9 protein-coding genes are annotated in these 14,446 nt (G+C 54.6%); 2 read left to right on the top strand and 7 right to left on the bottom strand.

Translation table 11 applies throughout. The features are described from left to right. Positions 1 to 94: 94 nt before the first annotated feature. The 7 genes from ACR0J0_RS23360 to ACR0J0_RS23330 form a co-directional block, all read right to left on the bottom strand. Positions 95 to 5,659 (bottom strand): AAA family ATPase, encoded by a 5,565-nt coding sequence (locus ACR0J0_RS23360; protein ID WP_480666387.1) that lies wholly within the window; start codon positions 5,657 to 5,659, stop codon positions 95 to 97. After that, the gene (locus tag ACR0J0_RS23355) at positions 5,652 to 6,965 is read right to left on the bottom strand and encodes a tryptophan 7-halogenase (RefSeq protein ID WP_480666385.1); all 1,314 of its coding nucleotides are present in this window, start codon (positions 6,963 to 6,965) and stop codon (positions 5,652 to 5,654) included. The genes ACR0J0_RS23360 and ACR0J0_RS23355 overlap by 8 nt, the downstream gene beginning before the upstream one ends. Continuing rightward, positions 6,962 to 8,188 (bottom strand): hypothetical protein, encoded by a 1,227-nt coding sequence (locus tag ACR0J0_RS23350; protein ID WP_480666384.1) that lies wholly within the window; start codon positions 8,186 to 8,188, stop codon positions 6,962 to 6,964. Before ACR0J0_RS23350 ends, ACR0J0_RS23355 begins: the two co-directional genes overlap by 4 nt. 104 nt (positions 8,189 to 8,292) lie before the next feature. Continuing rightward, entirely contained in the window at positions 8,293 to 8,811 is a 519-nt protein-coding gene (locus tag ACR0J0_RS23345; protein WP_480666383.1) for a hypothetical protein, read from the bottom strand. Positions 8,812 to 8,835: 24 nt separating this feature from the next. Continuing rightward, complete coding sequence (locus tag ACR0J0_RS23340; protein WP_480666382.1) at positions 8,836 to 11,106, bottom strand: TOMM precursor leader peptide-binding protein; 2,271 nt, start codon at positions 11,104 to 11,106, stop codon at positions 8,836 to 8,838. 14 nt (positions 11,107 to 11,120) lie between these two features. Beyond that, positions 11,121 to 11,351: a hypothetical protein gene (locus tag ACR0J0_RS23335; protein ID WP_170518819.1), complete on the bottom strand. Its 231-nt coding sequence runs from the start codon at positions 11,349 to 11,351 to the stop codon at positions 11,121 to 11,123. Positions 11,352 to 11,495: 144 nt separating this feature from the next. Continuing rightward, the gene (locus ACR0J0_RS23330; protein WP_480666381.1) at positions 11,496 to 12,851 is read right to left on the bottom strand and encodes a cytochrome P450; all 1,356 of its coding nucleotides are present in this window, start codon (positions 12,849 to 12,851) and stop codon (positions 11,496 to 11,498) included. Here ACR0J0_RS23330 and ACR0J0_RS23325 point away from each other — a divergent pair. Then, complete coding sequence (locus tag ACR0J0_RS23325) at positions 12,827 to 14,143, top strand: SagB family peptide dehydrogenase (protein ID WP_480666379.1); 1,317 nt, start codon at positions 12,827 to 12,829, stop codon at positions 14,141 to 14,143. The two genes, ACR0J0_RS23330 and ACR0J0_RS23325, sit on opposite strands and share 25 nt — an antisense overlap. Positions 14,144 to 14,147: 4 nt before the next feature. Beyond that, a complete protein-coding gene (locus ACR0J0_RS23320; RefSeq protein ID WP_480666378.1) occupies positions 14,148 to 14,324 on the top strand; it encodes a hypothetical protein in 177 nt (58 codons plus the stop codon). The last annotated feature ends 122 nt before the right edge of the window (positions 14,325 to 14,446 follow it).

Here is a 14,446-nt window from a genome sequence, read left to right as displayed (position 1 = left end):
CCGTAAGCCAGAAGAGATCAGACATGTTCACCGCTCGTTTTTGAACCGTGAATCACGCCGCAAAACGGAAATCAATGGGTCATGACGCTAGAGTTCAGGAGCCATTGCGTAACATTCTGTTTTTCTCAATAATCTCACCAAGGGTCGCGCGCGCATCTGGCAACACCGCTGTGAAGCGCACCATAAAACAACCATCGTCGTGATGCTGGTCCATTACTTTAGCGTAAAGCGTCAGATCGCTGCCAGACCCGCCTTGCCACTTGATCTGGAACTGAAGATCACTGAAAGGCTTTGGTGCTGTATCGGATTGTATGCACGCTGCGACGGGAGAAAGCTTCAGAAGCTGGCCGTGCTGCGCCACACCCACGACCTGTTTAGCGACAACGGCTCTGTACGAGAGCGCAACGGGCAAGTTGATGTCTGCCATCTCCACAGATTGCGATGAAAGCGTGATCGCGTAGATGCCCCCGATGCCAAGTAATTCATAAAGCTTCAGAGGATCGCCAGAACCTTTGGGCTCAACCGTGCGCATCGCTCCTAGTTCAATAGGCGTTTTGACGGCTTCGCGCGTATTATCTGCGATCAGTATCTGGCCACCGACGGTGTAGCTTTCGATCCTCGCTGCCAGGTTGGTTGTTCTACCCACTACGCTATACTTGGCGCGTTTATCAGAACCGATATTGCCAACGACGACTTCACCCGTGTTCAGACCGATGCCCATCTCAATTTCCGGGAAGCCATTTCTGGTATTCCACTCGTTAACCCAACCCATCCGTTGCTGCATTTCCAACGCACAAGCCACAGCGCGGTCAGCATCGTCGGGCCGTTGCAAGGGTGCGCCAAACACCACCAAGATCGCGTCGCCGATGAAGGCATCAATTGTGCCATTGTATTTCTGGATGACGTTGGTCATTTCGCTGAGATATGTATTCAGCATTGCCACAATGCTTTCCGGCGGCAACTCGTCAGAAAGGGTCGAGAAGCCCCGCAGATCTGACATCAACATGGTAACCGTGGTTTTCTTCCCGCTGAAGTCCACCCCATCCGCCGATCTCAACAACTGGTCCACAACTTCCGTGGCCAGAAACTGACCGAAGGTCTGTTCAAGAAACTTTGCGTGAACCTCAAGCTGTTCAGTCCGCTCGCGAACTTTTTCTTCCAGATGTTCAACGATCTCAGCATTGCGCATTGAAACGGCAATCTGTCCTGAAAGCAGCGACAGCAGTTGCGCTCGTTCCGGTTTGAAGGCCGAATTCACCAGATTGTTTTCCAGATAGACCAGGCCAATCAATTCGTTCTGGTGGAGGATAGGCTGACACAGAACGGAACGCGTTTCATTTTGCTGAACGTGCGGGTCAACCATGAAACGCTCGTCAAGCTGAGCGTCGTCCACCAGTACGACCTCGTGCGTTCGCGCCGTGAAATTGATTACGCTGGTCGGGAGAATTCTGGATCCTTGGTCGGAATCAAGAGGAACGGGATTCTGGAATGTACCAACCTCGGGTGTAACGCTGACCTCTGCCTCGATCATCAGTTCGTCGCCATGTGCAAGCAAAAGCACGCCGCGTTGAGCACCGGCGTTTTCGATCAGAATTCCAAGCAACCGATCCAGAAGCGGCCCCTGGACCACTTCCGCTGAGATCGTCTGAGCCGCCTTCAGCAGCGTATTCAGGTCAAGATCCTGTCCCAGGAATTGATTGGTCGTTTTTTCGGTAGTTGAGGTCAGGCTTTCAGTGATCTGTTGCGTGGTTGCGCGACGATCACGGTGTTCGGTGAGGAGTTGAGGGAACTCCAGCTCCAGCTCTTCCACTTTGCGATGCGCGCCCCACAAACGATAGGCATGCCGCGCATCGCGCAGGTACATCGAACCGATCCGAGCGCTGGGTCGACGCTCAATCACGTGTCGCGCGGCCAGTTCACACGCCAAGGCCTCATCCTGTAGAAACCGGCCCTTCTGTGCTGCGTCAATGGCCGCGTCCAACAGGTCCAGCACATCTGCATCATTGCCGTTCAGACGCGCAATTTCCGCCCTCACGATAAGGGTTTTAGCCAGGAAGTTGTCCGGGCCGGACTCCGCCCATTGGTTCAGCCTTTCGTGATTTGCCTCCAGACGGCTTTGCATATCGGGATCGGGCTCGCCATCCCGAAGAAGCGCGGCGATTGAAAGCGATTGATAGAGAAGATGGTCGGCAAGGCAGGGATGGTTGACGACAAAACTGAGGATCGGCTCTACCAAACGCGTCTCAGCAAGCGCTTCCTGCGGTCGCCCGAACACATAAAGGGCTTGGGCTTTTAGAATTCTATAGAAACAGATGGCCATGGACATCTGGTTCTCTTCACACCCGGCCAGAAATGTTGCTTCGTCCAGATCTTCGGTGGAAAAATCTGTGCTGGATTGCGTACGTCCCGCCAGCGTTGAAAGCACCAGCCGATACGCGTTAATGCCAGCAGCAGCACCGTGGTTTTGCGCACGTTGGATGGTGTCCAACTGGGTTGGCATCGCATCCAGTATGTCTTCAAGCGGTTTGCCCGCGAAGCTGTCAATCACGACGCGGTACATTACCAGATACCCCGCCCAAAGAATGTCGCCTGAATCCATCCCCTCGCGATAACCCCGTTCGATCACGGGTATCGCATTACGTACGTGCTGCACCCACGGGATGAGCTCCACGCCGGTAACCAGACACACAGTTGCTGTCGGGGCACGTGCGCCAAACTTGTCGCAGAGCCGCAAGGACAGCTCACCGAATGCCGCACCCTCGCGGTACTTGCCCATGAACGCGCCGAGGATCAGGCCAAAATTGGCAAAAAACAGTGCAGATTCCGGCGCGTTACCGTGCTTCAATGACAATTGTACCGAGGTGCCGACAATCAGCGGGAATAACTCTTGGTTGTTCAGGAACGCCGCAATGGTCAGATGCCGCAAGCTGCGTTGTGCCAGCGCGATTTCAGGGCTGTCGACATCTGCATTGTCAAAAAGCGCCGCCGGGTTTGTGGCCCCAAGCATCGCCGCTGCCTGGCCGATCGCGTTTTGGCCCGATTCTTCCAGATTATCGAGGCTCATCTGGACGCCGACGAGCCCCAGGGCCTTGATACCTGCATCAATAGCTTCGTCGAATTCCATCAGCAAAGTATGCTGCGCAATACGCGTGAAGAAGATTTCCGCCTTTTCAAGGTCAGTTCGTGCGTGTGCCAGCGTTGTGGTCACAATTTCCGTGCATCGTTCGAAATTGCCGGTCAAGTATTCGAGCGATGCGGACAGGCGCTGAGCTTCAAACATCAGCTCATAGTTTTCGTCCCAGCCGTTCGGTCCCAAAAGCTCTGACGCAACGTTCACAAAAGACAGTGCGGCCTCATAGGCAGCCGAGTCAAAAGCCCTGCGTGTGGCAATGAGGTCAAGATGCGCAAGATCGAGCTGCTCGGCACGGTCTTCCATTCTGTCCCGCCCGATGTTGAGTTGATCGACAACTTCAAAAATTCGGTCATTCAACTCTTCCGATGTCAACCGGGCTCTGAGCTGGCGCCCAATGGCAAGATGTACGCTGTTGTGACTGTCAGTGTCGATTAGATCATAAGCGGCCTGCTGAATACGGTCGTGTTGGAACTCAAAGTCCCGCACGACAAGCGGGGACAAGACGTTATCCGTTTCCGTCACGACCAAATCAGAAAGCGGCTGGATCATCTCTTTCCGAATGGCCGGCAGCAGGCGGTCAAACGCTTCCTCAGGTTCGATTTTTAAGATCAGCGCGAGCGTGTCGATGTCAAATCGGTTGCCCATACAGGACGCAATTTGCAGGACTGATTGTGTGCCCTGCTCCAACCTGCGCAGTTTTTCCAACAGAAGGTCGACCACATTGTCGGTGATCTGTACCGCGCGGATCGCCTGGATGTCCCATGTCCATTTCGTGGATACGCTGGAGTTTACTGTCTTTTGGACAATCAGCTTTTCGTGATGCAGGTCCATCAGAAACTGCCGTGCAAAAAACGGGTTGCCTTGCGTCTTTTGCACCACGAGTTGCGCCAGTTCGATAACCTGTAACGCGTCCGAATGGAGCGTGTCCGCAATCAAGTTTGCGATATCGGGCACGCCAAGTGGCGCAAGCGACAAATTGGACAGACGCCCGCCAGCCTCCCGAACCGATTCAAGTGCCAGCGACATGGGATGCATCGCGTCCACTTCGTTGCTGCGATACGAGCCAATCAAAAGTAGCCGCCCGATCTGATCGCCGGTCAAAACAACCTTCAAAAGCCCCAGCGTCGCGCTGTCGGCCCATTGAAGATCGTCCAGAAACAGGACGACAACCCGGTCGTGGGCACAAAGCGCGCGCAAAAACCGGCGAACGGTTTGGTTGAACCTGTTCATGGCCTCTGTGGCGTCCAGCTCTGGTGCAGCAGGCTGTGGCCCGATGATCAACTCAAGTTCCGGCACAACATCCAGAAGGACCGATGCGTTCGGGGCCAAAGCTTCGTTTAGGTCCTTGCGCCAGGTTGCGTGACGCGTCTGGCTTTCGGTCAACAATTGCCGCACAAGGTCCTGCAATGCGACCGTAAGGCCCGAATATGGGTCGTTTTTCTTGAACTGTTCGAATTTACCCTTGATGAAATAACCGCGCGCTCGGGTGATCGGTTTATGAACTTCGTTCACCAGTGCCGTCTTGCCAACACCTGACGAGCCGGACACCAACATCATCTCGGCTGGTCCCTGACGCACCCTTTCAAATGCTTCGAGCAATGTGTGCACTTCTTGATCGCGACCATAAAGTCGTTCAGGGACCGAAAAACGCTCCGTACGATCCTTGAGACCCGGTACAAACTGGTCGAGATTGACGCCAAGCCGTACTGCTTCTAGGTCTGCAATGATGCCAAGGGCGCTTTGATAGCGATCCTCGGCCTTTTTGGCCATCATTCGCTGGACAATCTTGGACAGTGCCAGTGATACGTCCGGGTTTTGCCTATGGGCAGGAACAGGTTCGCGGGCAACGTGGCAGTGTACAAGCTCTAGTTTGTCGTCAACCTCGAAAGGCGGCACACCTGTGAGCATCTCGTAGAAGGTCGCGCCCATCGAATAAAAGTCGGTGCGATGGTCAAGCGTTCGATTCATGCGCCCGGTTTGTTCGGGCGAAATATAGGGCAAACTGCCTTCCAGAACCTCGGGGCTTTTCAGGATCGGGTGCTCGGTCGAAAACTGCGTTGCAATCCCGAAGTCGATCAGTTTCACCTCGCCAGTGCCCGGATTGATGAGCACGTTTTGAGGCGAAATATCTTTGTGGATGACCTGCGCCTGATGAATGCCGTCAACAGAGCGGGCAATCTGAATAGCGGTTTCAGTGAATTCTTCGTGTGACATTGCCCGGGTCGACAGCAACTCTGCGATAGAGGTTCCATCGAAGTCTTCCAGGACCATCATGAGCGATTTGTCATGGCGCTGTAAGTCCAGAGCTTTGATCACGCCCGGTAGGTTCAGACCGCTGGTTATCTCGAACTCGCTGCGGAAGCGCGCAAGCCTGCTGGCGCTGGGAAAATCGCTTTTGAGGATTTTTATGACAACGCGTTCCCCATTAGAGTCGCGCGTTGCGCGGAACACGAACGAATTGGAGCTTTCATAGAGAGTTTCGGACAATTGGAAGCCCGGAACAAAAGACATCTGCACGTTAGCCATTTGCGCTGTCACCCACCGACATTTTGTTTGCACCATAGTATCCTATACCATGGCCGACTTGTGCAAAGTTGAGTTCCGAAAAGTTGCCAAACGGGATGAATTTCGTCAGCTTTGGCAGTATTTCCCGCTCCCACTTATCCTGTTCTATACAGGTTCCGATTTCTGTGCCGGGCAAGTCGCGTCCAACGTCCAGAAAATCGGTCATCGCATTCATATGGCCCGCCAGGAACTCATGCCCGCGCGCGCGCTCAAGACTGCGGGAAGCCAAGTTCCAGAACGAACTGTCCCATCGCGATCCACGCGCGTAGTGCCAGGAAATAAACAGTGAGTTGCGCAGGACATAAGAGCGCATGGTCCGGTTCGCGTGTTCCACGGCACCCACGTCCGGCGCGCTTTGCGGGTGGTGTTCCGTCATCCAGCGCTGCGCGATGCGGACTTGCATGATCGTGGCACCGATGGCCGTGGCCTCAAGTGGTTCGACGAATGACGCGGCGTTGCCAATGGTGAAAACGCGACCGTCAAACCAGTTGCGGCGCATGAAGTTCGGGAAACTGACACGCACTCGAATTTCCGTTGGTTCAACCTGCTCTTCTTTGAGAAAAACGTCGAAGTCCGCCAGAACGTCTTCGTCGCTGCTGAGTGAAGGATTGAAGACATACCCGCAGGAGGTCCAGTCCCGCAGCGGGATTTGGAATATCCACCCATGCGGTCGGGCGATTAAACGGGACATGCTGGTTTCGGTACTGGGGGGCAGACGGCGGACCATCGCGCGGCCAGTAGGTATCCAATCCATGCGAATGATCTCGGGATCTTCCGGCGCTTGCGTCCAAGCTCCCGCAGGAAATCCCCGCGCGTCCAACACATAGTCGCAGTCCAGTTGACTGCCATCCTCAAAACCGATGGCAACGCCGCTGGGCAAAACCTCAAGGGACACAACCCGGGCATCAAGCTGCTTTGCCCGTACATGATCACTGATAATCCCTGTCACACGACCGGCGTCAAAGTGGTATCCGAAAAGACGCGGTGGCTGAAACCTGTTCACGAAATCCGCGCTATTTGATCCCCATCCTTCATAATGTGACCCAAGCTTTACTGTCGCGCCACAACGCGCGCCCAGTTCGTCCGGTCCGATGCCTGTGACCTCGTCCAGCCACAAAGGAAAGCGTGGTGTTGTTCCTTCTCCGACACCGATTGTCGGGATGCGGGAATCGTAAATGTGCCACAGCTCAGCATTCGGGAAATAGCGGGTCATGTGGGCTGCAGCAATGAAACCGGCCGTTCCGCCGCCCAGTACAGCAATTTTCATGAAACAGCCTCATTCGTTAGGGTTTCCGGTGTGCGCAGCATATGCTGGAGTTCCAACAACATTATGGCCAAAGAAGGATCAAAAGGGGCAGCCCGTGTAAGGCTGTTGATCTGATCTGCCAAACCGGGTTGCGACGCAGCTGTTGTCCAATCGTTCGTTGCGATCATCCAGGGCAACTGGTTATGCTTGGCAAGTTGAGACTGGAAGCGGTTTGCCGTGTTGATTGTCTTAAGGTCTGGCTGATTCAGATAACCTTGCAGCAACTGAACACCTCGGGCTGCCGCCGTCATACCCAGCCCGGCATAGGGGTCAAGCGCACAGACGCTGTCACCTATTGCAAACAGATTGTCTGGCCAGAAGGAGTATTTTTCGTAGTGCCGACGGCGATTTGCGGTGCGACCAAACAGATGCGGGGGCGTCACCGGCACTGCGCGTTTCAGGACGTCATAAAGTTCTGTAGCTGGTAGCATCGCCGCTGACGCAAGAAAAGTCTCGTCATTGGTCGGCAATGCGACATCTTCGGGAGTTTGCAGCACCACCCCCCACAGATCGTTCTCTGCCCGCATCATCATCCCTGCACGTCCATGGGTCGGCGCCAACGCAAGGCCTTGCCAGTCCGGGGTTTGATCTGGTGCCAACCGCACCCATCGTGAAACATACTGCCGACCCGGTGCGACTTCGGTCCGGGCGATCTGATGCTGCTCGCCATAAATCCCGGCAAGCCAGCGTGGCAGACGCGAGGCGGCACCGCTGGCATCCACAACCACATCAACATTGTTTAAAACTTGTAAAGCGCCGTTGGTCGACTGAAGCCTCACACCACATACGCGTTCGCCATCCCGCGAGACCTCAAGCCCGATGACGCGCTGGACCGTTTGAATCGTCACATTGCGGGCTTCGCGTAGCACTGCTAGCAGCGCGTTTTCGATGAGCCCGCGTGAAGCGCCATAGAGGGTTATGCCAGTTTCAATCCTCGGCAACCACCCTGAGGCCACCCGCATGGCAACATCTGCACCCGCATCATAAGCCACCGCACCGCGTGCAATCAATTCGCCGCGCCAACCCGGAACCAGTTCGTCAAAAGCTTGGGCGCCAGCTCCCATCAACATGTGCAGGCAGTGGCTTTGCGGCACTTCGGGGCGTGTTGCGGGTGCGCCATCCGAAGGTTCCACGTAGTTTGACCGTTCCAGAACCGTAACATTGGCAAAACGGTCCTTTAGCATGTTTGCACAAAGCAGTCCCGCAATACCCCCACCAATGACAAGCGCTTGGTCGCCTTTCAATCGTGACTGAGCTGGCTGTGGAACGGCTGGGTTTGGCACGGGAGTCAGAACGCGTTTTCGGGGACGTCGTAGGAAATTCGCTCAAAGGTTTGCGAGACGACAAATTGGAAACCGTCTGTCCTTCCTTCTGCATCGCGGGGCACAAATGGACCGATTATCCGGCGCTGATTGGGATTGAGGAAATACTGATTGTTGTAGTAGTCCCCGGTCGGGAAGTTCAAATGAAACAGGTAGGTTCCGGGGGAACTCTCGACACCGTGGACTTTGATGTCACCGGTGATCGATTCGCAGGACTTGCCGTCGACCTGCAGTTCAAACTCACGCAGCACAAACAGATCTTTAAGCGCCTTACCATGTTCGTGCTCTTGTATCAGCTCGTCCAGGCTTCCAAGGTCTTCCTGCCTGTAGTGCATTACTTTCCCGGGTTCTTTCCAGTCGATCGTCAGGATACTGGGTCCGGTGTAGAGGTACTTCCCCTTGTTGTCATAAACGATTGAGTGGCCGGTCCACATTCCGATCATGATGTCGAATGGACGGGCATAGTCGAAATAGCTGCTAGTCATCTGGGGGGGTCCTCACTCAATGGGTCAAAATTGTATCACGTGGGGGTTCAGGTCCTGCTCATGGGTTGGCGTAGAAAGCCACCCCTGACGCACGGGCACGTCATAAAGGCGCCCTGGTCCAAACCTGGCCCAGAAATGGCGCAGGCCTGGGGCCACAACCCGTACCACTGGAAAGTTCACATCTGGCCTAGTCTGGTCGAGAACCAGGACATCAATGCCAACGGGTTTCAAACGCGATACGCAAGCTTCGATATCCAAGAGAATGTCGTCACTTGCCAGACTTTCGCTTTCATTCAGCTTCAGCATCGGTTGCTTGGTGTCGGGTACAAGGTAGCTGGCTTCGGACAGGCGTGTTGTCCGCCACCAGTTTATCGCTTCGGAACTGCCGAGATAGGTCGTTTCGACGGCCGTACCGCCCACTTTTGGGACGGCTTCCAGAGATTGGTTTATTTCCGTAAGCGCCCGCGACAGAGCCACCTCGGGATCGAGATGACAGCCAAACCCGTAAATTATGTCTTCTTCGGACTTGTCTATTCTGCCCGAAATGGCCGCAAAGGTAGGTATGCCAATGTCGCTTGTTACATCTATCACCCGTAGGTTTCTGTTTATCTGCTGGTAATACAACACCAGGTCGCGCCCGTACGTGTCACGGAAACTTTCGATATCAACACCGGGGCGGATCAGCCTGTTGTACCACCAGATCGCAACGGCATCTCTTTCAATCAGCTCCAGCAAACCCTGCAGAATAGCTTCTTCCAGTGTGCCGCCAGCGGCGCAGCCGTTGGAATCCGCACGTCCATAGGTGGATCCGGTGCCTTGATAGCCGAAATAGCACATTGATGTCGGCAGGTATCGCATGGTGTCATCGCTCAGCGACCAAAGCGGTGTCCATTCGATTTCGGCTCCCCGGTCAAATGGCTCCGGCACCCAGTATGCTTTGTGGTCTTTGCAATTAAGCGCAGCACGATCCGCATATTGTTGAGCGCTGTAGCCCTGGCATTCGTTCGGTAAAATGACCGGTGCATCTAGGTCCTTGAGCGCGGCAAGGCGCCGAGGCTCGGTGCCATCAAAAACGCCACAGTAGCGTTCCAGGGACTCAGCCACCGCACTGATACGCGCCTGCTCTGGGCTGCGACCTTTTCCACCTGATCGCCGCCGAAGTCCTTCGCGCAGAAAAAACCGGGTGTCATGCAGGTCAGAAAAGTTGTGATCGGCGGAGTAGGTTGGCGTGATCCAAGACCCTTGGCCGGAAAAACCACCCCGAACACCCGGGTCGAGTGAGCCAACAATACCGGTGATCGGGCTTACATTTCGATCCAGAATAGCCTGCACATCATTGGTATGACAAGACCGATGCCCACCATCTGAGCCACGAATTTTGGGGCGCGGCTGTAGATTTTGTTTAGGTGGTGTTTCGGGCATTGTGGAATTGTCACCGCATACCGGGCATTGCGGTCGGCGTGTCAGAATGTGCTCCTGCCGTTCCATCGACAAATGGTCCGTGCTGATCACCCGGTTAGCCAACACCGACGGGCCGCCGACGCCGATCCAACGGGTCACTTCAGTAGCGATTTCTGCCAGTGCTGCGATCTGCGAAGTGTCATTGTTGGACTCTGGGGCGAGGCGGGTGCCGGCCAAACCTGAAAGTGTGCCAATATGGGTTTCGACGCGACGGTGCCATCTCAGACGATTTGCGAGGCATTCCCAGCACGCTGTTTCACCGGGAAGAAATGCAGGGCCTAGCCAGCTTTGAATGCCGCCTGGGTTGACCAATATCCACGGCCGACCTTCTGCAACAAACCGTTTGTTCAATGCGTCCAATTCAGCGGCAAGATAGTTGTTGGTTACAACAACGCTCAACTCGCCGCGATCAACGACACGCACCCCGTTTTTTTCGAGAAGCGCGCGCAGACTGCCGCCAATTCGGCCAATGCAGACGACATCTACCGGCGTGTTTTTCACACGCTCTGCCGCTTCAGCAGGGTTCACCCCCGCCAACTCCCAAAAGGCCTGCTGGTCGCGCGGCAACACCGAGCTGCGTTCGGCCAGAAATCCACGCTTTTTGAGCAGGTCCAGAGCAGAGAGAATGTCGGCGCTGGCATAGCTCTGACACAGTTGGCCGAAGATATCCTCGACCAACTGTGTTCCGTCCAGAAAAGGTGCCAGATCGGAAAAAATCGTAGACTTCAGGCAGACGTGACCTTGCTCGTTGAACAAGTACAAGCCTTCTTCGGGAACTACGATTGCCTTGATGCTGGATTTGAACCGTGGTGCCGCAAGGGCACTGTCGTACATAAGAGCGCTTGCCCTCAGCAGCAGGCCGGTGGCGCAACAGCAGTATCATGCTCGTGGAGATCATCATCATGAACGTCGTCGGGTTTATCTCCGACATTCACGATCTTTGAAAAAGTCTTGCCGATTTCTTCGCCATATGCCTTTACTGCGGCGGTTGGGTCTTGTTCGAGCAGCGTCCGAAATTCCGGGTCTTTCCAGGCTTTTGCATGCATTTTACCCCAGTCTTCATTCGTTGGTGCTGTCATTGAGTATTCCTCCGTTGGTTGACTATCGTCTGCACATTTGTATTGATTTGCTGCTTTTTGTTAACCTTTTCACACAGGCAAAAAACACGATCAAGTTGTGAGTGTGTCTTCTGGCTAAGAGTTAACCTAAATGAAGCGCATACATCACGGACTTGTGTAGCTTCCGGCTGCAGACCGACGTCGGACTTCAAATCTGTTGGGCGCTCCCGGGACAGGTTCCAACTTAAAGCTGCGCGCTATTGTTTGGATGATGACGACCATTTGTGACAAGGATTGAGCAGCCGCAATACAAACTCTTGGACCGGCCCCGAAAGGCATATACGCTTTGGCCGAAACCGGCGGAATACGACCCGCGGCAAAGCGTTCAGGTTGAAACTCAGAAGGCTGCGAAAAGTAACGAGGATCTCGATGCAGCAGACCCGGGCAGACCCAAATTCCATGCCCTTCAGCCAGTTGGTGGTCACCCAATCGAAAGCCGCGCGCCACTTCACGATAAAGAATTGGTGCCGGGGGCGTCATTCGCATCGACTCTCGCAAAATCGCCATTGTTCGGCTTGTGCCAAGCGTCGCATTACTGAAACGTTCAGCATCATCAAGGGCTGCCACCTCATCGACCAGTTGCCAGTCCAGATCATTGTCGGCAATGTCGGTCCAGAACTGCGTCAAAGCGAATGGCATAGTTAGATGGCCTGCAAAAAGCATCTGAACAATTTCCCCCACGACGTCTTGTTTGGAAAGAACGTCGGGAGCCATGTGGTGTGCCCTCACCAAGGCCGAGAGAACGTCACCTCGATCAACAAATTCCTCAAAACGAGCGCAGATGATGGCCAGGACCCCATCCATATTTCTGGGTGCCCGAGGGCGCGTCATTTGCACCGCTCCTTCGGTACCGCCCGCAGTCGCAGTGAAATCCTCTCCGTAACCCTCGAGGTAAGGCACAAGGCCACTGCGCTCCTGAGCAGTCCCCCAACCCTCAAGATCGGCATCCAAAACTGTCCGCAGCGCGATGCGAGCAATCAACAACCGAACCTCATGCGCAAGGTCAATCGGTTCTCTGTCCGCCCAATGGGCAGTGATCGACTCCGTGAGCTGTCCCGTCAAGAAAAGTCGAGGTTCGCGCAACGCAGAACGAAAGAGCGGCAGCAAGAGTTGGCGACGCTGGCGCCAGATTTCAGGATCGTCCAGCGTTGTCAGCCCGTCGCCCCAATATCCGGTGTTCGAGACTCGCAAAAAATCAGGCTTGCGCAGATCTGCCTCGTGGAAGCGAAAAAGGTTCCGGGCAAGGTCAGCATCATTTACAAAGATGATCGGTCCCGTGCCCAGATCAAAGCTCGAAACATTTCCGAACGTATCCGCCAGCTGACTGAGAAAGTCGATCGGGCTGCGGTGAAAAAACTTCGCATTGAGCCGCGCATTTTGGGTGCCGGCCGGTCCGGGCGGCAAAGTCAATTTGACGTCCTGCAAGGGTATTCGTGATGAACCAGCCAAATATTTGGGCATATGGGTTGGCTCCCGACGTCCTGCTCGACGAGACCGACGAAGTTGCGAAATTGCACAGCGCTACTGAATCGATATCTATTACCGACGATGCCCATATTTCGCTTGCCAAGAAACTCGCCCAAGGCTGTTTGAGTGAGGAGGAACTGACGGCTTGCCTCGACCCAAGCCCAGATGCAGAGGTTAACTGTGCGTCGTTCTTGTTGCGCCTCGATCAGCGCGGCTTTCTCTGCCGTTTCGTCATGCAGAACGCTCAGCCTATCGCTGTTTGTGTGCCACAACGCGCGCCCAGCAGCAGACTTCCGGTATTCGAACCGGATGCTACTATTCGGCTTTCTCAACAGACACTTTTGCAGCCCCAACAAAATGGGTTCAGAGCGCTGGCTCCGGGCAGTTGGGCGACCATAGATCTGTTGGACCCAAAGCTTGGCCCATTGCTTTTTGGGCTGTCCGAGGGCGCTGAGGCGGCGCAGGCCCAAAATTGCGTGCCGGGTCTTGCCCCCCCTGCTTTCGAGGCTTTGATGCGGCTCTTTACGTGGTGCGATTTGCTGGACGGCACTGCGGCACCTAAACCGCCTGTGCATGAAGCGCTTTTCCACAGTCAAACACGCCTCGGTTTCGCAAGGAATAAACTCGGAAAAACGGGGAAATCGCATGAGTCTGAACACCCATCCAAACATGTTCCGGACATTGCGCTGCCGCTTCCCGATATCGCGGATATTATTGCAAGCGACCCGCCGCATATGCTGGTGTCCCGCCGTCGAAGAAGTCGCCGTGATCAAGGTCGCACACCGATCAGTCTTGCGCAGCTCAACGAGTTGCTTTTCCGATGTTTCTACCAAGAGAATGGTCACCGCTCCTATCCCAGTGGTGGTGGTATACACCCATTGACTGCGTATCTTGTTGTTAATCATTGTGACGGTTTGGTGCCAGGGCTTTATGCCTACGATAGCAGGCGTCACGGCCTCACAAGGGTTAGCGAATTCAGTCCTGCTCTCAAGAGTCTTTTGAAAGATGCCGCCGTGTCAGCCAACTGTGTTTCGCACACACAAATTTTGCTTCTTCTAACTGCTGACATGGCGACCACCCGCACCGCCTACGGTGCATTGGCGTACTCATTGGTCCTCAAAGAAGTTGGTGCTGTTTATCAAAATGTTCAACTTGCAAGCGAGGCGATGAAGTTAGCAGCATGCCCCCTGGGAACTGGAAACTCTTTAGTCTTCGCAAATGTCAGCGGGCGAAATGTGCATGATGCGCCATTGGTTGGCGAAATGACTATTGGGTCAAGTGAGTGAGTTGTTGACGGGGGACGCAAAGGTCAATGTCCGTCGCGGAACCTTCCAATTCGACAACTCCGACGCCGCTGGCATTGGTGCGGATAGTTATCTGATCGGTAATGAAACGGTCACCAAGACCGATGGTGGCGGTGCTGTAAGACGAATTCGAACCAATCTCATTTTGCTGCGGAAACTGTGAACCTATCTGGAAGAAGGCTGACACTACTATACTAGCGTCGGGACCCATTGATTTCCGTTTTACGGCGTGATTCACGGTTCAAAAACGAGCGGTGAACAAGTCTGATCTCTTCTGGCTTGCGG

The organism is Ruegeria sp. BF12 (assembly GCF_056538705.1).
This window is presented reverse-complemented; position numbering and strand designations above follow the sequence as displayed.